We start from the raw sequence: 18,577 nt of genomic DNA on the forward strand, positions 1-18,577 counted from the left end.
ACCGCGAGCGATTCGTCGACGTGCGCCGCGGGCTATTCGCTGACGCGCGCCGTCAACACCGGGAGTTCGCTGTATCGCACGACCCGCTCGGCGACCGACCCCGCCGCGATGAAGCGCCCGATCCCGGTGCGGCCGTGCGTGCCCATCACGATCAGGTCGACGCCGTAGTCCGCCGCCGCGTCGAGGATCTCCTCGTGCGGGCGGCCGCGGCGGAGGCGGCGTTCGCACTCGACGTCGCGCGTCGCGGCCGCCTCGGCGACCGCGTCGAGCACGCGCTCGCCGCGCGCCTCCTCGCGCTCGACGACCACGTCCCACTCGTCGGCGCCGGCGATGCCCTCGTCGACGACGAACAGCGCGTGGACCCGAGCGCCCGTCAGGGCGGCGAGGCCGCAGGCCTGCTCGGTCGCGGCGGCGCTCCCGGCGCTCCCGTCGGTCGGACACAGTATCGCGTCGTACATATCGGCCCGACCCACGACGTGCGAGACGTTAACAGTATCCGATACGCGGGCGCCGGACGCGGTCGCGCCGCTCGTCGTCTCGGGGGCACATCGGTCGGAAAAGACGGCCGGCGCCTACGCCTCGAACAGCTCGTCGACGGCCTCGCCCGCGGTCTCGACCGCCTCCTGCGCGACCGCGTCCGGGTCCGGCCCGGCGTCCTCCGGGGCGTTGAGGTAGACGTCGACGTCGAGGACGCCCGCCTCGAACGTGACGGTGACGTCGAGGTCGGTGACCGTCGACTGGTCGTAGTGTTTGAACACGATCCCCTCGGCCGCCTCGGCAGCGGTGCGAACGACCTCGTCGTCGCTCGGCTCCGCGGCGGCGTCGGCGTCGTCGGGCACGGCCTTACGCGCCGCCGGCGCCCGGACCGCCCGGTCCCATCGGGCCGCCGCCGCCCGCGCCGCCCTGGAGCATCTGCTGGAGCTCGCTCTGGAGGTCGTCGAACTGCTCCTCGACGCGCTCCTCCTGCTTTTCGAGCTGCTCGACGCGGACTTCGAGCGAGTCGACCTTGTCCTCGAGGTCGTCGTAGGCGGACTCGTAGTCCGTCTCGACGAGGACCTCGCCGATCTCGCGGTACATCCCCGCGTCCTCGTCGACGTCTTCGAGGGCGTCGAGGGCGGTCTTGGACTCGTTGAGCGCGGACTGGGCCTGCTCCTTCTGCTCGGCGACCTGCTGTGCGGTCTCCTGAAGGTCCTGTAGCTCCTCGATCTTCTCCTGTGCCTCGGGCGGCATGTTCCCTTGCATGGGCGGACCGAGGCGGCCCGGACGGAAAAACCCACTACATCTCTCTCGCCCCGACAAGTCGGCAATACGACGGGTCTCGGAAACGCTCGCGTCGGTTTAGGCGTCGAGCCCGCCGACGCGCTCGGCGACCGCGACGAGCCGGGACCAGCTGTTGACGCCGGCGCGCAGCGCCACGAGGTCGTCGGCGAGGACGCGGACGCGGACCGCGTCGCCCTCGCGGTCGACGGTCGCGGCCGAGCGGGCGTCGTCGATCTCGCCGACCTCGGGACCGAGCGCGTCGGCCACGACGCGTGCGCGCCGCTCGGAGGGGTAGGTGAACGAGAGGACCGTCTCGTGTGTGCGCGTCACGGTCCGTGGAGGGAGAGACGGCGTTACTCGACGTCGACTTCCTTGATGCCGCCGCCGCGCTCCTTCAGGAGGACGCGGTGGCCGCAGTACGGGCAGCGCACGCCGCCGTACTCGTCGAGGGTGACGTCGCGCTTACAGCGGGAGCACTTGTAGCTCATCGTCCTACTCCTCGTCGGCGAGCGCGGCGCGGATGGAGCGGCGGACGGTGCGACCGCCGGGCGTCTCGGGGCGGTACGCGCCGCCCGTGAACGTCTCGCCGGTCTCCTCGTTGACCCAGATGCCGGTACCCACGCGCTTCACGTCGTCGCCGTCGACGGTCGCGTTGCGCATTTCCTCTTCGATGTCCTGGACCCGCTTGCGGGAGACCCGGCCGTAACGGGCGCCGAATCGGCCCGCGCTGCCGGTGCTTCGAGCCTTGTCCTCAGCCATAGTAGCCACTCCTACCGCCAGCGCAGGTAAAAAGGCTGCGAGTTGCGGCGGTCGGAACCGCCGACGGCGACGACGAAAGACGGGTGAGCGAGCGCGGCGGCGCGTGCCTGCGAGCGGCCGGAGCGAAGCGGAGGCCGCGAGGCAGCACGCGCGAGGGACGCCGTGAGTGACGGGCGACCGCAGGGAGCCCGGAACGAACGGCGAGGCTGGGGAGGTGTGAGGCTGCTGTGCCGTGTGGCGCGGGGCGGGACTCAGAGGGGCAGCCGGGAGGGCGACGGCGCGCGACGCAAGCACCGCAACGAGGGAGCGGAGCGACCGAGTGCGGAGCGCAGCGAGCGCACCGAGCCCTCCCGGCCGGGGCGTTGGCGGTGTTCGCTACGGATCCCCTACGGGCGATTCACGAGTAGACGCCTGAGGATTTGGAGGGGTGCGTTCCCGGAGCGTCAGCGGCGATGTATCAGTCGTCGGCGGGCGCGGGCGCGCCGCCGGTCGACAGCGTGACTTCGGGCGCGTCGACCTCCAGCTCGTCGAGGGCGGCCTGCGCGGCGCGCTTCCCGGAGACGAGCGTCGCGCCGAACGTCGGGCCCATCCGCGGGAGGCCGTGCGCGGTGGCGACCGCCATCCCGGAGGCGATCAGGCCGTCGTGGACGACGCCGGTGTGCTCGACGACGGCGTCCTCGCTCTCGCCGACCCACATCGAGTCGTGGCCGGGCGAGTCGTGGCCAGGGGCGCCGTACTGGTCGTCGTCCGTCTGGTCCATGCTGGTGTTGTGCTCTTTCGCGTGCTCGATGCCGGGCGCCGAGAGGACGCCGCGCTCGTCGAGCTTGCTGATCGCGACGGCGTCGTGGCCGGTCGCGTCGATGACGAGGTCGGACTCCACCGCGATGGGGTCGACGCAGGTGATCTCCCGGGGGAGCGCGTGGACCGGCGTCCAGTTCATCACGATGCCGCCGACCCGGTGGTCGTCGCGGACGACGAGGTCGGTGAACTCGGTCATGTTCTGGACGCGCGCGCCGGCGTCGCAGGCGGCCTTGATCAGCCCGGAGCAGGCCTCCGGGCCCGCGGCGGTGTAGAGCCCGTCCACGTCCGCGACCGGCTCGTAGTCCACGTCGAGGTCGCCGAGGATCTCCTGGGCGGGGTCCCGGACCGTGACGGTGTTCATCAGGAACCCGCCGAGCCAGAAGCCGCCGCCGAGGTAGTTGTTCTTCTCGACGATCATCACCTTCACGCCGCGCTCGGCCAGCTCCTTCGCGGCCATCAGCCCCGACGGGCCGCCGCCGAGGACGATCACCTCTGAGTCGGTGAAATCGAGGAACCCGTCGGTCCACTCGGTACCGATGGCCTTCGTCACGTCCGTCTCGCTCACGTCGCTGAAGCCGTCGAATCCGTTCATACAACTTGGTAGTATTACTTGGTTGTGAAATGCGTTGCGGTCGACACGGAGTTGTACGTATAAATGCTGTCGGCACCACCGACACGAACATCACCAGAGTCCCAGCCGAGAGGGCTCGGTGCGCTCGCTGCGCTCCGCACTCGGTCGCTCCGCTCCCTCGTTGCGGTGCTTGCCTCGCAGGCACGCGCCGCCGCAGTTCGGACTGCGACTCATCCACGCCGGGCACCGGACTGAACCCGCGGCGCGCCCGTCCGTCACGAACGTTCACTCGGGAGCGACTCAACCGGGTGCCTTTTTCCGGCGCTACGTCGAACCCGGCGGTATGCGAAACGCCAAGATCGTCTGTACGATCGGTCCCGCCTCGGACGACCGGGACACGATCCGCGGCCTCGCCGACGCGGGGATGTCCGTCGTCCGACTCAACGCCAGCCACGGGACCACCGACCACCGGGAGACGGTGATCGAGCGCGCCCGCGCCGTCGACGACGAGATCGACGACCCGCTCGCGGTGATGGTCGACCTGAAGGGCCCGGAGGTCCGCACGGCCGAGATCGACGAGCCGATCGAACTCGCGACCGACTCGGAGGTCACCTTCCTCGAAGCCGACGACGCGACGCCCGAGCGCGTCGGCCTCACCCACTCGATCGGGGCCGCCGGGCCGGGCGACACGATCCTCCTCGACGACGGCCGGATCGAGTGCCGCGTCGAGCGCGTCGACGGCGAGTCCGTGGTCGCTACGGTCGTCTCCGGCGGGAAGCTCGGCTCCCGGAAGGGCGTGAACCTTCCGGGCGTCGCCATCGACGTGGACCTGATCACGCCGGAGGACGAGGCCGAACTCGACCTCGCCGCGCGCACCGACGCCGACTTCGTCGCGGCCTCGTTCGTGCGCGACGCCGACGACGTCTACCGGATCGCCGACGAACTTGAGGCCCGCGGCGGCGGCGACATCCCGATCGTCGCGAAGATCGAGCGCGCCGGCGCCGTCGAGAACTTGGAGGGGATCGTCGACGCCGCCGACGGCGTGATGGTCGCCCGCGGCGACCTCGGGGTCGAGTGCCCGCTGGAGGACGTGCCCGTGATCCAAAAGCGGATCATCCGGACCTGCGTCAACGAGGGCGTCCCCGTCATCACGGCGACGGAGATGCTCGACTCGATGGTCTCCTCGCGGCGCCCGACCCGCGCCGAGGCCTCCGACGTGGCCAACGCCGTCCTCGACGGCACCGACGCGGTCATGCTCTCGGGCGAGACCGCGGTCGGCGACGACCCCGTCAACGTCGTCGAGACGATGGACCGGATCGTCCGGGAGGTCGAGGCCAGCGACGAGTACGCGGAGACGCGCGAGCAGCGCGTCCCGACCGCGGAGGAGGGCTCCCGCACGGAGGCGCTGGCGCGCTCGGCGCGCTACCTCGCGCGCGACATCGGCGCGTCGACGGTCGTCGCCGTCTCCGAGTCCGGCTTCACCGCGCGCAAGACCGCCATGTTCCGGCCGGGCGTCCCGGTCGTCGCCACGACGCCGGACGACCGCGTCCGCCGCCAGCTCGCGCTCTCGTGGGGCGTCCGCCCCGTGCTGACCGGGTACGCCAAGGACATGGAGGCGATTCTCGACAACGCGGTCGACGCCGCGCTCGACCGCGGGGGGGCCGCGTCCGGCGACACCCTCGTGGTCCTCTCCGGCATGCTCACCGAGTTCGAGGGGACGAACACGACGAACACGCTGAAGGTCCACGTCGCCGCCGAGACGCTCGTGACGGGGAAGGCGGTCGTCGCCGGCCGCGTCGCCGCCCCGGTCCACCGGACCGCTGACGGCGACCTCGACGCGCTGCCGGCGGGCTCCGTCGTCGCGCTCGACGCCGGCTTCGACGGGGAGTTCTCCGGCGACCTCGACCGGATCGCCGGCATCATCGACGCCCGCGAGGGGATGACCGGCTACCCCGCCGTCGTCGCCCGCGAACTCGGCGTCCCGATGGTCTCCGGCGCCGGCCTCCCCGACTCGGTCGCGGACGGAACGACCGTGACCCTCGACGGCGAGCGCGGCGTCGTCTACGACGGCGACGTCCTCCGGGCGGCCCGCGAGCGGTAGGCCGCGCCCGATCCCGCCGACGCAGCGTCACCCGACGCGCCGCCATCGCGTGACCGCCCCGGCCCCGCGCCGCTCGCGCCCGCCAGCCATTTATTACGGAGTCGCGTAGGCCCGATCATGAGCGACGAATCCGGCGACGACGCCCGCGACGAGCGCGCGTCCGACGCCGCGGAGTCGACGGAGTTCGGCGACCGCAGCCGGGCCAACGACGCCGGCGACGAGGAGCCGGACGGCGGCGGCGAGTGGCGCTTCTCGGTCGACGACGTGGGGCCGAACGGCGTCACCGAGGACACCGCCACCCCGGCGGACGAGCCGATAGAGCCGGGCGACGTGGACCTCGAACACGCGGCCTTCGTCGTCCTCGGCGTCGCGCTCACCGTCGGGACCCTGCTGGTCGGCTTCTGAACGCGCGCGGTCGACGACCCGGACCGCAGAGGACGCCGCCGACCGACGGCGCCGCGGCCGCGCGTACCACCACTTATCAGGCCGCGGCCGTAGGACCGATTATGAACGCGCTCGTACAGTCCGGGCTCCTCTCCCCGGACACCCTCCCGCTCCTACTCCTGACCGCGGGGCTGCTGCTCTCGATGGCGGAGGCGCTCGCGCCGGGGGCGAACTTCATCGTCGTCGGCATCGCGCTCATCGGCGCGGGGCTCGGCGGCCTGCTCCTGGCGTCGTTCGGCGTCGCCGGCGCGCTCCTCACGCTGCTCATGGCGCTGCTGACGCTCGCGTTCGGCGCCGCCGCCTTCTACGGCTACCACGAGTTCGACCTCTACGGCGGGAAAGGGCAGCAACAGACCAGCGACAGCGACTCGCTGAAGGGGAAGACGGGGACGGTCACGGAGCGAGTGACCCCCACGGGCGGCGAGGTGAAGCTCGCCGGCGGCGGCTTCAACCCCCACTACTCCGCCCGGTCGATGGAGGGAACGATCGACGAGGGCGAGGAGGTGATGGTGGTCGACCCGGGCGGCGGCAACGTCGTCACCGTCGAGTCGATGGGGTACGTCGAGGACGACATCGACCGCGAGCTGGCGGCCGACCGCGCCCGTAAGGCCGCCGCGAACGAGGCGGCGGAGGCGGACGACGCCGACACAGAGGAGGTCGAGCGGGAGACCGAACTCGACCGGGAGTGACGCGGGCGGCCGGGCACGGCCCCGGAGCTGTGAGCGGAAAAGCACTTGTCCGTCGGCGGGGACCACCCGACGATGCCCTCCCCGTTCGCCGCCCTCGCGAGCCTGCCCGGCAGCGTGCTCGACCGCGTCCGCGACGGGTTCGACTCCCCTCACGCCGGGACCGTCGCGGTCGCGATGCTGGTCGTGGCGACGATCGGTACCAGCCTCGGAATCGTCGCGCTCGGCGGCGTCTTCGACGCGACGGTCGACCAGGGGATCACCGTCGACAACCCCGACCGGCCGTCGGAGTCGACCTGCGAGACGTTCGGCGACGAGCCGGGGTCGATGTTCGCCGAGGAGTGCGACGAACCGGAACGGATCGAGGTCGACGCGGGGGAGGAACTGCGCGACGCCGCGACCGGGTTCATCCACTACGGCCTGTTGGGCGTCCCCCTCTGGTGGGTCGTGTTCGCGCTCGCGCTCCACGTCGGGGCGCTCGTCGCGGGTGGCTCCGGCTCCGCCGGCGACTCGTTCGTGATCGCCGGCTGGGCGGTCGGCGCGGAACTGCTCCGGCTCGGGGCCGGGATCGTCGGGATCTGGTACACGCTCTCGAACGCGGACCCCGCAGGGTCGTCGTTCGAGGCGCTCACGACGGACCTCGTCGCGGCGGTCACGGGTCTGACGGGCCCGCTGCTGGTCGCCTCGGCGGTCGCGATCGCTATCCAGTGGGTCATCGTCGTCGCCGGGCTGGAATCTCGGCACGACCTCGGTCGCGGCGCCGCGGCGGGCGTGGCGACGTTCTTCGCCGCGAGCGCGCTGGCGCTGGCAGCGGTCTGAGTCACGCCGGATCGATCGGTCGGGGACGCCGGTCGGACCGCCCGCGACCGCGGTTTCGGGAGTTTTTAAGCCGCCGGCGCTCCCCCTTCCGGTATGATCCTGTCCGACGCCGACATCCTCGACCGGCTCGCCGAGGGCGACCTCGCGATCGAGCCGCTCGACGACGTCGACCAGCAGGTCCAGCCCGCGAGCGTGGACCTGCGGCTCGGCGAGCGGTTCCTGGAGTTCCAGCGCACCAACATCCCCTGTATCCACCCGACCGACGCGGGCGAGGTGAGCGAGTACGTCACCGAGACGACCGTCGACGAGGGCGACGAGTTCATCCTCCACCCCGGTGACTTCGTCCTCGGGACGACAGCCGAGCGCGTCGCGATCCCGGACGACCTCGTCGCTCACGTCGAGGGCCGCTCGTCGCTCGGCCGGCTCGCGATCGTCGTCCACGCGACCGCGGGGCTGTGCGACCCCGGCTACGAGGGGCAGATCACGCTCGAACTCTCGAACCTCGGCACCGCGCCCGTGGCGCTCTCGCCGGGCATGCGCGTGTCGCAGCTCACCTTCACGGAGCTGAAACGGCCCGCGGAGCGACCGTACGGTGCCGAGCGGGGCTCGAAGTACCAGGGACAGGACGGGCCGCAGGCGTCGCGGATCGGCGACGATCCCGAGTTCGCGGGCGAGGCGGGCGACGGACGCGAGGGTAGCGGAGGGGCGACGCCGTCGGGCGGTGATCGCGAATGAGGTTCATCGAGGAGGTCGTCGTCGACGAGTTCCTGCCGACCGTCCGATCGATGCTCGCGGAGGACCTCCGCGACCGCGGGTTCACGCAGTCCGAGGTCGCGTCGGCGCTCGGCATCTCGCAGTCGGCCGTGTCGAAGTACGCCGCCGGCGACGTGGCGAGACACGAGCGGATCGTCGCCGACGAGCGCGTGCGCGACCTCGTCGAGCGGGTCGGCGAGGGGCTCGCGAGCGGCGACCTCACGCCGGTGGCCGCGCTCGTGGAGATAGAGGTGCTGATCCGGCAGTTGGAGGAGGGGGACCTGCTCGCCGACCTCCACGAGACGGCGATGCCCGCGCTCGCCGACGCCGACGTCGAGTTCTCCGTCCACGACCCCGACAGCGGGCTCCGGGAGCGCGAGCGGGTCCTCACCTCGGTCCGCCGCGGGCTCCGCACCCTGACGAACGCCTCGGGCTTCGCCGGGCTCATCCCGAACGTCGGGGCGAACGTGGCGGAGTGTCTCGGCGACGCCCGAGCGATCGACGACGTGGCGGCGGTCCCCGGCCGACTCGTCGACGTGAAGGGGCGGGCGATGGTCCCCGGCGAGCCCGAGTTCGGCGTGAGCGAACACGTCGCGACGGTGTTGCTCGCCGCCCGCGAGGGCGGGGCGACCGCCCGCGGCGCGGTGAACGTCCGGTACGACCCCGACACCGTCGAGGCGCTCGCCGAGTCGCACCCGACCGTCGAGTTCGACGCCGAACGCCCGACGCGCGAGGCGGTCGCGGACGCGGTCGCGGCCGCCGGCTCCCCGACGGACGGGGACGGGGGAACGCTCGTCCTGTACCAGACCGGCGCGGTCGGCATCGAGCCGATCGCGTACGTGCTCGCTCCGACGGCGTCCGAGGCGGCCGCGGTCGTCCGCGACATCCTGTAGGCGGGGCGGTCGCCGTGGCCCGCGACGGTCCGCACGCCGCGCGATACATGAGAGGTATTCATTAACATACAGGGCGTAGATCCCGTATGACAGACGCGGACGCGGTTCGGATGACGGACGACGAGCGCGACGAGTTCCTCGGGCGGTCGGGGACCGGCGTCCTCTCGCTGTCGACGGACGGCGACGGGCCGCCGCACTCGGTCCCGGTGTCGTACGGGTACGATCCGGTCGAGGGGACGTTCTACTTCCGGCTCGCCGTCGGGGCGGACAGCGGAAAGGCGAACGCCGCCGACCGCGGCGTCACGTTCGTCGCCTACGGGCGGGACGACGAGCGGTGGAAGAGCGTGGTGGCGAGCGGCCGACTGGTGTCGACCAGCGACGACGCCAGCGCGACCGAGTCGCTCGCCGGCCTCGAGCGGACGGCGGAGATCCCCATCGTCGACGCCTTCGGCGAGCCGACGAGCGAGGTGACGTTCGAGTACTACCGGCTCGATCCGGAGCGGCTCACGGGGCGCGCCGAGCAGGCGATGGAGCCCTGAAGACCCCGGCCGAGGGCGCCGCCGACCCCGGGCGACGCTTTTTAGACGGAACCGCCCGAAGCGTGAGGCGTGACACGGCGTCGACGGTTCGGGATGCGGATGCGCTCCTTCTAGCGGCGGGCGGACCCGCCGCGTCGGCGCCGACCGCGTTACCGGCCGGCGGCGACGCGGCGGCGAATCCCGTCGCCTTCCCGCAGCGCCCGGACCCTCGACTGCCTCGCCGGCGCCGACACCGACGACCGCGCGAGCGCCGGTCTCCCCGCGGTCGCCGGCCTCGAACCAGCGGGCTTTAGACCCGATCGACCGACACACGACACACACGCACCACATGAGCCACGACGATTACCCCACCGACCGGCCCGCGGTGGTGACCTGTGGACTGCCGTACGCGAACGGCGACCTCCACATCGGCCACCTCCGCACCTACGTCGGCGGCGACGTGTACAGCCGCGCGCTCGACCGACTCGGCCAGGAGACCGCGTTCGTCTCCGGCTCGGACATGCACGGCACGCCCGTCGCGGTCAACGCCGAACAGGAGGGCGTCTCGCCCGAGGAGTTCGCGCTCGACTGGCACGAGCGCTACGCCGAGACGTTCCCGAAGTTCAACGTCGAGTTCGACAACTACGGCCACACCCACGACGAGACGAACACGGAGTTGACCCAGGACCTCGTCCGCGACCTCGACGAGGCGGGCCACCTCTACGAGAAGGAGATCATGGTCGCGTACGACCCCGTCGACGACCAGTACCTCCCGGACCGCTACGTCGAGGGGACGTGCCCGTACTGCGGCGCCCACGCCCGCGGCGACGAGTGCGACGAGGGGTGCCAGCGCCACCTCGAACCGGGGGAGGTCGAGGACCCCGAGTCGACGATCACCGGCAACCCCGCGGAGTACCGCGAGCGAACCCACCAGTTCTTCGCGGTCTCGGAGTTCGCCGACTACCTCTCCGGCTTCCTCGACCGCCTCGAAGGCACCTCGAACGCCCGGAACCAGCCCCGCGAGTGGATCGAGCAGGGGCTCCAGGACTGGTGTATCACCCGCGACATGGACTGGGGGATCGACCTGCCCGACGAGAATCCGCAGGACCTCGTCTTGTACGTCTGGGTCGACGCCCCGATCGAGTACATCGCCTCGACGAAGCAGTACTCCGAGCGCGTCGGCGCCGACGCCTTCGACTGGGAGGCCGCCTGGAAGGAGGGCGCGAGCGACGAGCACCCGGAGGGCGGCGAGATCGTCCACGTGATCGGCCGCGACATCATCCAGCACCACACGATCTTCTGGCCCGCAATGTTAGAGGCGACCGACCACGTGGAGCCGCGCGCGGTGATGGCGAGCGGGTTCGTCACCCTCGACGGCAAGGGGTTCTCCACGAGCCGCGACCGCGCCGTCTGGGCCGACGAGTACTTAGACGAGGGGTTCCACCCCGACCCGCTGCGCTACTACCTCGCGACCAACGGCGGGTTCCAGCAGGACGTGGACTTCTCGTGGGAGAAGTTCGCCGAGCGCGTCAACACCGAGCTGGTGGGCACGGTCGGCAACTTCCTCTACCGCTCGCTCCTCTTCGCCCACCGCAACTACGAGGACGGCCCCGACGCCGACGCGCCGAGCGACGACGTGGCGGCGCGGATCGACGAGGCCGTCGACGAGTTCGCGGCCGCGGTCAACGACTACTCCGTCCGCGCGCTCGGCGACGCCGTCACCGGCCTCGCGCGGTACGGCAACGAGTACATCCAGCGCAACGAGCCCTGGAAGCTCGTCGACGAGGAGCCTGCCGAGGCCGAGCGCGTCATCTACGACTGCGTCGCGCTCGCGAAGGCGATCGCCGTGCTCTTCGAGCCGCTGGCGCCCGAGAAGAGCGAGCGGCTCTGGGCCCAGCTCGGCGAGCCCGGCTCCGTCCACGAGGCGACCGTCGAGGCCGCCCGCGAGGGCCCCGCCGGCGACCTGAGCGAGCCGACCGAGCTGTTCGAGCAGGTGGAAGACGAGCGCGTCGAGGACCTGAACGAGAAGCTCGAAGCGCGCGTCGCCGAGGCGGAGAGCGACGACGCTGACGACGAGAGCGGCGCTGACGACGAGGGCGACGAGACCGAGACCACCGACGACACCGACATGAGCGACATCGAACCCATCAGCGACGACCGCATCGGCTTCGAACAGTTCCAGGAGCTGGACATCCGCGTCGGCCGCATCGAGGCGGCCGAGGGGATCGAGGGGGCCGACGACCTCGTTGAGCTCACCGTCGACCTCGGCGCGGAGACCCGGACGATCGTCGCGGGGCTCAAACAGCTCCACGAGGTCGACGAGCTGCCGGACACGAAGGTGATCGTGCTCGCGAACATGGAGAAGGCGGAGCTGTTCGGCGTCGAGTCCAACGGCATGGTGCTGGCCGCCGGCGAGGACGCCGACCTCCTCACCACCCACGAGGACGCCGCGCCCGGCACGAAGGTGAAGTGAGGCCGCGGCGCCCCGCGGACGGCGACCGTTCTCGAAGTTTTATTTGACTGACGTGCGACGACGGGGTATGGCCCTCCTGGCGCGGTTCGAAGCCATGTCGTTTTCCGCACAGCTGATCGCCGTCGCGGTCGTCTGCGACCCGATCGGGTTCGCCGCCGGCTACCTCCTCGCGCCCGAGTTTGGCGTCGAACCGATCCTCGGCGGCGTCTACGGGCTCGTGGCCGCGAGCGTCCCGCTGTCGCTGCTCGTGCTCCGCGAGTCGATGTCGGGATAGGCAACACACGGCTCGCGCGAGCGAGCCCCGTCAGGCGGCGAGCACCTCGATCAGGTTCCCCTCCGGGTCCCGGACGAACAGGACGGTCGTCCCGCTCTCCGTCGTCCGCGGCGGGCTCAGCGTCTCGACGTCGTCGGCGAGCCCCGCGTGAAACGCCTCGACGTCGTCGACCGCGAGCCCGAGGTGAGTCGCTCCGGGGCGATTCAGGTCGGGGGCGTTCCCCGGACCCGACTCCTCGGCCGGGTCGTATTCGACGAGTTCGACGATCGCGTCCCCGGCGTCGAGGTGCGCGAACGCGGCGGCGGCGCCCTCGACGGCGACCGCCTCGGCGAAGGCGTCGCCGCCGACGGCGAACTCGGCGACGACGTCGAGGTCGAACGTCTCGGCGTAGAACTCGACGGCACGGTCGAGGTCGGCGACGGTGACGCCGACGTGGTGCGCGGTCGGGTCGGACACGGCCGGTCGGACGGTCCCCGCCGGGGAAATCGTATCGGGTCAGAGCCCGAACAGGCGGGCGGCGAGCCCGGCGAGCACGACCAGCGTGCCGAGGATGAACGTGCCCGGGATCGGGAGGAGGAACAGGGCGACGCCGATCAGGACCACGATCGTCGAGGTTCTCATGACGCGCTCCTTCGGTCCGGCGCCGGATACGCTTTGGGTCGGAGCGACCGCCGCGGCCGCCCCGACCGAAACGACCATTCCGCGTCCGGCCGACCGTCGCGTATGCACGTGGTCGTCAACGCGGCCCAGAGCGTCGACGGGAAGCTCGCCACCCGCCGCCGGGAGCAGCTCCGCATCTCCGGTCCCGAGGACTTCGACCGGGTCGACCGCGTCAGGGCGGCCGCGGACGCGGTGCTCGTGGGGGTCGGGACCGTCCTCGCGGACGACCCGCACCTCACCCTCGACGAGGAAGACCGCCGCGTCGAGCGCCTCCGGAACGGGCGGCCCGGCGACCCCGCCCGCGTCGTGATCGACTCGACGGGGCGGACGCCGACCGACGCCCGGATCTTGGACGACGCGGCCGCGACGTACCTGCTCGTCTCGGCCGCGACCGACCGGGAACGCCGCGAGGCGCTCGCCGACGCGGGCGCCGAGGTGATCGTGGCCGGCGAGGAGCGCGTCGACGTCGCCGAGGGGGTCGATCGGCTCGCCGAGCGCGAGGTCGACCGCCTGATGGTGGAGGGCGGCGGCGAGGTGATCTTCTCGTGTTTCGAGGCCGGCGTCGTCGACGAGCTCCACGTCTACGTCGGCTCGCTCGTCATCGGCGGCCGCGACGCGCCCACCCTCGCGGACGGCGCGGGCTTCACCGAGGGGTTCCCCGACCTGACGCTGACGGGCACGGAGCGGTTCGACGACGGGGTCGTCCTCTCGTACGCGGTGGGAGAGGACGGCGAGTCGTGTGAACGGTAACCACGGAAATCGGGGGGTACACGCGTCGTGGCACCGGTACGCACGAAAATCACCGAAGTATTTATGTATCGCCCGGGGGTAGTTGCAGGTACCAGAACGCCTCTGGCGCTGGTGGAATCGCACGCTGAAATGAACGGGAGTTCTTGTAGACGGCCCGACGCACCACAGCGAGCGTCCGCTATCGCCGGAGCGGTGATGGAGAGATAACAAATGGTAACGAAAGAAGAAGTCATCGAGCAGTACGACGTAGAAGCGATGGACGAGGCGGACAACGTGGACCTTTCTGAGGACGACCTGGAGAACGGCTCCAAGGGTCAGCTCATCAAACGCGCCGGCCAGCTGCGAGACCGACGCAACGAGCTGAACCAGATGGCGTCCGAGCGCGCCTCCAAGCGCGACGACCTCAACGCGAAGACGCGCGAGAAGGTCGATGAAGCCCAGGAGCACCGCGAGAAGCGCGACGAGCTCAACGAGCAGGTCCAAGAGCACAAGGACAAGCGCAACGAGCTCAACGCCGAGGCCAACGAGCTGTTCGACGAGGTCGAGGAGCTCAAACAGGACCTCGAACTCGGCTCCGGCAAGTCCATCGAGGAGCTCGAAGAGGAGATCGAGGACCTCGAGTTCCGCCAGCAGACGGAGGTGCTCGACGCGGAGGACGAGCGCGAGCTCATCGAGAAGATCGACGACAAGCGCGAGAAGCTCGCCGAAAAGAAGGAGAAGGTCGACGACACGAGCGAGCTCGACGAGCTCGTCGAGGAGGCCGAGGAGGTCCGCTCCGAGGCGTCCCAGCACCACCAGAAGGTGACGGAGCTCGCCGACAAGGCCCAGGAGCACCACAACCAGATGATCGAGGCCTACCGCGAGGCCGACGACATCCGCGACGAGGCCGACGAGATGCACGAGCTGTTCGTCGAGGCCCAGGAGGCGGCCGACCGCCACCACGAGGACTTCGTCCGCGTCCAGAAGCGCCTGCGCGAGCTCGACAAGAAGGAGGAGGAAGAGCGGCAGGACGAGCGCGCCGAGAAGCGCGAGGAGGAGAAGGAAGAGGCCGAGGAGATCTATCAGAAGTTCAAGGAGGGCGAGACGCTCGACACCGAGGACCTGATGAAGCTCCAGAAGACCGGCCTCCTGTAAGCCGGCCGAGACGCGGTCCGACGCGGTTTTCTGCGGTTTTCCACGGTCGACAGCGACGCGCCCGGCGAGCGCGGGCGGCCGGTCCTGGCGACCGGCGTCGCCCACGACAGCATATAAACGGGAGCGCCGCCAACCGTCGGTATGGACGACGCGCCGGCGAACGGACGGAAGGGGTTGCTCGCGGCCGCCGCGGTCGGCGCGGCGACGACGATCGCGGGCCGCGCGGTCCTCGCGCGGCTCACGGGCGGGCGATTCGGTGACGCAGACGAGTACAACGTCGCGAAGGTGACGGTCTCGGGGCCGATCCGCCGGAACCAGGGGCGGCCGTCGCCGCTTTCGGGCCCGGGCGGTGCGACCGCGGACGACGTGGTCGAGCAGATCGAGGCGGCCGACGAGGACGACGACGCCGAGGCGCTGCTCGTCGAGCTCAACACGCCCGGCGGCGAGGTCGTGCCGAGCGACGACATCCGGCGGGCGGCCGCCGACTTCGACGGGCCGACGGTGGCGTACGCGACCGACACCTGCGCCTCCGGCGGGTACTGGATCGCGAGCGGCTGCGACGAGCTGTGGGCGCGCGAGGCGAGCCTCGTCGGCTCCATCGGCGTCGTCGGCTCCCGCCCGAACGCGAAGGGGCTCGCCGACAAGCTCGGCATCTCCTACGAGCAGTTCACCGCCGGCGAGTACAAGGACGCCGGCGTCCCGCTGAAGGAGATCGAGGAGGACGAACGGGAGTACCTCCAAGGGATCATCGACGGCTACTACGAGCAGTTCGTCGAGACCGTGAGCGAGGGCCGCGACATGGACCCCGAAGCGATCCGGGAGACCGAGGCGCGGGTGTACCTCGGGGACGACGCCGCCGAGCTCGGCCTGGTCGACGAGCTGGGCACAGAGGACGACGTCGAGGACCGGCTCGCCGACCTGATCGGGGCCGAGCCCGAGGTCCGCGAGTTCACCCCGGAGCGCGGGCTCGCGGAGCGGCTCGGCATCGGCGCCGAGCGCGTCGCGTTCGCGGCCGGGAGCGGCGTGGCGGGCGTGTTCGCCGACGACGGCGGCGACATCGACGTGGAGTTCCGGTAGCGACCGGCAGACTGCCGCCGAGACGGAAGGGCGGTCCGCGACCGACGGGGAGGATTTTTGTCCGGCCGCGGTGTGAGACGACACGTGACGACGCTGGTCATCTGCGTCGACCGCTCGGGGGCGATCGGTCGCGCCACCAACGTCCCGATGCCGGTCGCCGGCTGGGAGGCCGTCCGGTCGCTGGTCACGGACGCCGGGCTGGACGACCCCGAGGACGCCAGCGTGAACTGCCTGCTGGAGTCGCTGCGCGTCGCGCGCGACCTCAGGGACGAACGCGAGGAGTCGGTGGTTGCGGTCGTCTCCGCCGAGAGCGACTCCTCGGTCGGCGCCGACCGCTCCATCGCCGCCCAGCTCAACGACCTCGTGGAGCGGTACGACCCGCGGGCCGCGATCGTCGTCGTCGACTCCGCGGAGGACGAGCGCGTCCTCCCGGTCGTCGAGTCGCGGGTCCCCGTCGACTCCGTCGACCGCGTCGTCGTCCGGCAGGCCCGGGACATCGAGTCCACCTACTACCTGCTCAAGCAGTTCCTCGCGGACGAGCAGCTTCGCTCGACGGTCCTCGTGCCGTTCGGCGTCGCGCTGCTATTAGTCCCCGCGCTGTTCTACTGGTTCTCCGCCGGCGAGGCGGTCGCCGGCGTCGCCGGGCTGCTCGGCGCCGCGCTGCTGTACAAGGGGCTCGCGGTCGACCGGCTCGTGGCCGGGCTGCCGGAGCGCGTCCGCGAGGCGCTGTACGCCGGCCAGGTGTCCGTCGTGACGTACGTCGTCGCCGGCGGGCTCGCCCTCGTCGGCGGGTTCTTCGGCTTCCTCGCCGCCTCGAACCTCACCCCCGGATCGGCGCGGCTCGTCGAGGTCGTGGAGTTCACCTACGCCGCCGTCCCGTGGTTCGCGGTCGCGGGCGTGACCGCGGCCGTGGGCCGGCTGCTCGACGAGCTGATCCGCGACGAGGGGATCCGGACCCCGTACCTCAACCTCCCGTTCGTCATCGCCGCAGTCGCCCTCGTCGTCCGCGGGTTCGCCGGGTACTTCCTCGCGCAGGAGGCGATCCACGAGCCGCTGTCGGCGTACGGCATGACGATGACCCCAGTTCAACAGCTCGCGGCGTTCATCGTCGGCGGCATCGTGGTGTCGCTCGTCGGCGTCAAGATCGCCAGCGACGTCGGCACCGAGACCCTCGAAGACGTCATCGACGCGGAGCGGGACGCCGACGGCCGGCGGGAGTGAGACGGGGCGAGGGCCGGCGAGAGCGACCCGCCGACCGACCCGTTTTTGTCGGTCGCGGCCGCGTGAGCGGGCATGGACGTGTACGGACTGATCGGGAACCCGGTCGGCCACTCGCTGTCGCCGCCGATGCACGAGGCGGGTTACGAGGCGCTCGGCCTCGACGCGCGCTACGTCGCGTTCGAGCCGGACGCCGACGCCGCGGCCGCGGCGATAGCGGGCGCGGCCGACCTCGGCGTCGCGGGGCTCAACGTGACGGTCCCGTTCAAGCGGGACGTTCTCGACGCGGTCGACGTCGCCCCGCTCGCGGAGCGCATCGGCGCGGTCAACACGGTCGACTACGGCCCGGTCCGGGCGGGCGAGGCCGACCGGCCGCGCGGCCACAACACCGACGCCGCGGGGGTGACGCGGGCGCTCGAACACCACGACGTGACCGTCGACGGCCGCGACGCGCTCGTGGTGGGCGCGGGCGGCGCGGGGCGGGCGGCCGCGTTCGCGCTGGCGGACGCCGGCGCGGCGGTCCACGTCGCGAACCGCACCGCGGAGCGCGCGGTCGAGCTCGCGGGGGACGTGCCGGGCGCGACCGGCGGCGGCCTCGACGGCCTCGGCGAGCGCGTCGCGGCCGCCGACCTGCTCGTCAACGCGACGAGCGTGGGGATGGAGGCGCCCGACGAGACCCCGGTGCCCGCCGAACACCTCCACGGCGACCTCGCCGTCCTCGACGCGGTGTACGCGCCGATCGAGACCCGGCTCCTGCGGGAGGCCGCGGCCGCGGGCGCGACGACGGTCGACGGCGCGTGGATGCTGCTGTACCAGGGGGTGGAGGCGTTCGAGATCTGGACCGGCGAGGACGCGCCCGTCGACGCGATGAACGCGGCGCTGCGGGCGGAGTTGGAGTGAACGGACGGAGGACCCGGCGGCCGCTCAGAGGAGCGACGGGCTCGCGAGCAGCCCGGCGGTGACGATCAGGCCGAGGGAGACGGCGGACGCGCCGTAGAGGAACGGCTTGGCCTCGCGGGCGGGCTCGCGGAGCTTGTCGGCGTCGAGCCCGTCGGCCAGCTTCGAGCCGGCGACCTCGACGAGCCCGGTGCCGACGAACCACAGCCCGAGCATCGTCAACACGAGGTGCCCGCGGGGCGTGCCCGTCAGCGCCTCGAACGTGTACAGCGTCCCGGCCATGTGGCCGCCGGAGAGGACGAACGCGACCGCGCTGATCCGGGTGATCCAGCGCAGGCGACCGACGACCGAGCCGAGCGCGGTCGTCCCGATCTCGCCGCGGAGCGCGGGCGGGAGGACCGCGAGGGTGACGAACAGCACGCTGCCGACCCAGAGGACGGCGAAGCCGACGTGGACCGACCACATGACCGGATTGATCACGTTCATACG

The 18,577-nt window shown here is 71.5% G+C and carries 24 protein-coding genes; 14 read left to right on the forward strand and 10 right to left on the reverse strand.

The features are described from left to right. Positions 1-32: 32 nt before the first annotated feature. The 7 genes from DVK06_RS03035 to DVK06_RS03065 all read right to left on the reverse strand — a co-directional run bounded on the left by DVK06_RS03035 (position 33) and on the right by DVK06_RS03065 (position 3,412). Entirely contained in the window at positions 33-458 is a 426-nt protein-coding gene (locus tag DVK06_RS03035; RefSeq protein ID WP_053771697.1) for a universal stress protein, read from the reverse strand. Between the two features lie 114 nt (positions 459-572). Beyond that, on the reverse strand, positions 573-839 hold the full coding sequence (locus tag DVK06_RS03040) for a DUF3194 domain-containing protein (protein WP_053771698.1): 267 nt from the start codon (positions 837-839) through the stop codon (positions 573-575). A gap of 4 nt (positions 840-843) precedes the next feature. Next, a complete protein-coding gene (locus DVK06_RS03045; protein ID WP_053771965.1) occupies positions 844-1,230 on the reverse strand; it encodes a prefoldin subunit beta in 387 nt (128 codons plus the stop codon). Between the two features lie 108 nt (positions 1,231-1,338). Then, positions 1,339-1,590: a KEOPS complex subunit Pcc1 gene (locus DVK06_RS03050; protein ID WP_121599224.1), complete on the reverse strand. Its 252-nt coding sequence runs from the start codon at positions 1,588-1,590 to the stop codon at positions 1,339-1,341. Positions 1,591-1,613: 23 nt separating this feature from the next. Further along, positions 1,614-1,748 (reverse strand): DNA-directed RNA polymerase subunit P, encoded by a 135-nt coding sequence (locus DVK06_RS03055; protein WP_006114270.1) that lies wholly within the window; start codon positions 1,746-1,748, stop codon positions 1,614-1,616. 4 nt (positions 1,749-1,752) lie between these two features. Beyond that, a complete protein-coding gene (locus DVK06_RS03060) occupies positions 1,753-2,019 on the reverse strand; it encodes a 50S ribosomal protein L37ae (RefSeq protein ID WP_006114269.1) in 267 nt (88 codons plus the stop codon). A gap of 457 nt (positions 2,020-2,476) precedes the next feature. Then, positions 2,477-3,412 (reverse strand): sulfide-dependent adenosine diphosphate thiazole synthase, encoded by a 936-nt coding sequence (locus tag DVK06_RS03065; RefSeq protein ID WP_121599225.1) that lies wholly within the window; start codon positions 3,410-3,412, stop codon positions 2,477-2,479. Positions 3,413-3,734: 322 nt separating this feature from the next. Between DVK06_RS03065 and pyk the strand changes: the two genes are divergently transcribed. The 9 genes from pyk to DVK06_RS03110 all read left to right on the forward strand — a co-directional run bounded on the left by pyk (position 3,735) and on the right by DVK06_RS03110 (position 12,352). Further along, entirely contained in the window at positions 3,735-5,492 is a 1,758-nt protein-coding gene (gene pyk, locus DVK06_RS03070) for a pyruvate kinase (protein WP_053771702.1), read from the forward strand. A 117-nt stretch (positions 5,493-5,609) separates the two neighbouring features. Then, the gene (locus DVK06_RS03075) at positions 5,610-5,897 is read left to right on the forward strand and encodes a hypothetical protein (protein WP_121599226.1); all 288 of its coding nucleotides are present in this window, start codon (positions 5,610-5,612) and stop codon (positions 5,895-5,897) included. Positions 5,898-5,998: 101 nt separating this feature from the next. After that, on the forward strand, positions 5,999-6,625 hold the full coding sequence (locus DVK06_RS03080) for an NfeD family protein (protein ID WP_121599227.1): 627 nt from the start codon (positions 5,999-6,001) through the stop codon (positions 6,623-6,625). A gap of 72 nt (positions 6,626-6,697) precedes the next feature. Continuing rightward, the gene (locus DVK06_RS03085; protein WP_121599228.1) at positions 6,698-7,441 is read left to right on the forward strand and encodes a YIP1 family protein; all 744 of its coding nucleotides are present in this window, start codon (positions 6,698-6,700) and stop codon (positions 7,439-7,441) included. Positions 7,442-7,534: 93 nt separating this feature from the next. Beyond that, positions 7,535-8,176: a dCTP deaminase gene (dcd, locus tag DVK06_RS03090; protein ID WP_121599229.1), complete on the forward strand. Its 642-nt coding sequence runs from the start codon at positions 7,535-7,537 to the stop codon at positions 8,174-8,176. Beyond that, a complete protein-coding gene (locus tag DVK06_RS03095) occupies positions 8,173-9,087 on the forward strand; it encodes a thiamine-phosphate synthase family protein (protein ID WP_121599230.1) in 915 nt (304 codons plus the stop codon). Before dcd ends, DVK06_RS03095 begins: the two co-directional genes overlap by 4 nt. Positions 9,088-9,173: 86 nt before the next feature. Next, complete coding sequence (locus DVK06_RS03100) at positions 9,174-9,626, forward strand: pyridoxamine 5'-phosphate oxidase family protein (RefSeq protein ID WP_121599231.1); 453 nt, start codon at positions 9,174-9,176, stop codon at positions 9,624-9,626. A 328-nt stretch (positions 9,627-9,954) separates the two neighbouring features. Next, complete coding sequence (gene metG, locus DVK06_RS03105) at positions 9,955-12,078, forward strand: methionine--tRNA ligase (protein WP_121599232.1); 2,124 nt, start codon at positions 9,955-9,957, stop codon at positions 12,076-12,078. A 67-nt stretch (positions 12,079-12,145) separates the two neighbouring features. Next, entirely contained in the window at positions 12,146-12,352 is a 207-nt protein-coding gene (locus tag DVK06_RS03110; RefSeq protein ID WP_121599233.1) for a hypothetical protein, read from the forward strand. Between the two features lie 30 nt (positions 12,353-12,382). Here DVK06_RS03110 and DVK06_RS03115 read toward each other — a convergent pair whose 3' ends face one another. Continuing rightward, a complete protein-coding gene (locus DVK06_RS03115; RefSeq protein WP_121599234.1) occupies positions 12,383-12,808 on the reverse strand; it encodes a VOC family protein in 426 nt (141 codons plus the stop codon). A gap of 39 nt (positions 12,809-12,847) precedes the next feature. Next, a complete protein-coding gene (locus tag DVK06_RS18875) occupies positions 12,848-12,973 on the reverse strand; it encodes a transporter (protein ID WP_199718552.1) in 126 nt (41 codons plus the stop codon). Between the two features lie 102 nt (positions 12,974-13,075). Here DVK06_RS18875 and DVK06_RS03125 point away from each other — a divergent pair, with 102 nt between their 5' ends. The 5 genes from DVK06_RS03125 to DVK06_RS03145 all read left to right on the forward strand — a co-directional run bounded on the left by DVK06_RS03125 (position 13,076) and on the right by DVK06_RS03145 (position 18,091). Next, positions 13,076-13,762 (forward strand): 2,5-diamino-6-(ribosylamino)-4(3H)-pyrimidinone 5'-phosphate reductase, encoded by a 687-nt coding sequence (locus tag DVK06_RS03125; protein WP_121599236.1) that lies wholly within the window; start codon positions 13,076-13,078, stop codon positions 13,760-13,762. A gap of 210 nt (positions 13,763-13,972) precedes the next feature. Next, a complete protein-coding gene (locus DVK06_RS03130) occupies positions 13,973-14,896 on the forward strand; it encodes a coiled-coil protein (RefSeq protein WP_053771712.1) in 924 nt (307 codons plus the stop codon). A gap of 141 nt (positions 14,897-15,037) precedes the next feature. Then, positions 15,038-15,973, forward strand: coding sequence for a signal peptide peptidase SppA (gene sppA, locus DVK06_RS03135; protein ID WP_053771713.1), 936 nt, complete (start codon positions 15,038-15,040; stop codon positions 15,971-15,973). 84 nt (positions 15,974-16,057) lie between these two features. Further along, positions 16,058-17,194 carry a DUF373 family protein gene (locus DVK06_RS03140; protein WP_121599237.1) on the forward strand — a complete coding sequence of 379 codons (1,137 nt, stop codon included), beginning with the start codon at positions 16,058-16,060 and terminating at the stop codon, positions 17,192-17,194. Between the two features lie 72 nt (positions 17,195-17,266). After that, the gene (locus DVK06_RS03145; RefSeq protein ID WP_121599238.1) at positions 17,267-18,091 is read left to right on the forward strand and encodes a shikimate dehydrogenase; all 825 of its coding nucleotides are present in this window, start codon (positions 17,267-17,269) and stop codon (positions 18,089-18,091) included. Positions 18,092-18,115: 24 nt separating this feature from the next. Here the strand turns inward: DVK06_RS03145 and DVK06_RS03150 are convergent, their stop codons facing one another. Further along, on the reverse strand, positions 18,116-18,574 hold the full coding sequence (locus DVK06_RS03150; protein WP_053771716.1) for a hypothetical protein: 459 nt from the start codon (positions 18,572-18,574) through the stop codon (positions 18,116-18,118). Positions 18,575-18,577: the final 3 nt, after the last annotated feature.

Source organism: Halorubrum sp. Atlit-28R, assembly GCF_003665955.1.
Lineage (GTDB): Archaea > Halobacteriota > Halobacteria > Halobacteriales > Haloferacaceae > Halorubrum > Halorubrum tropicale.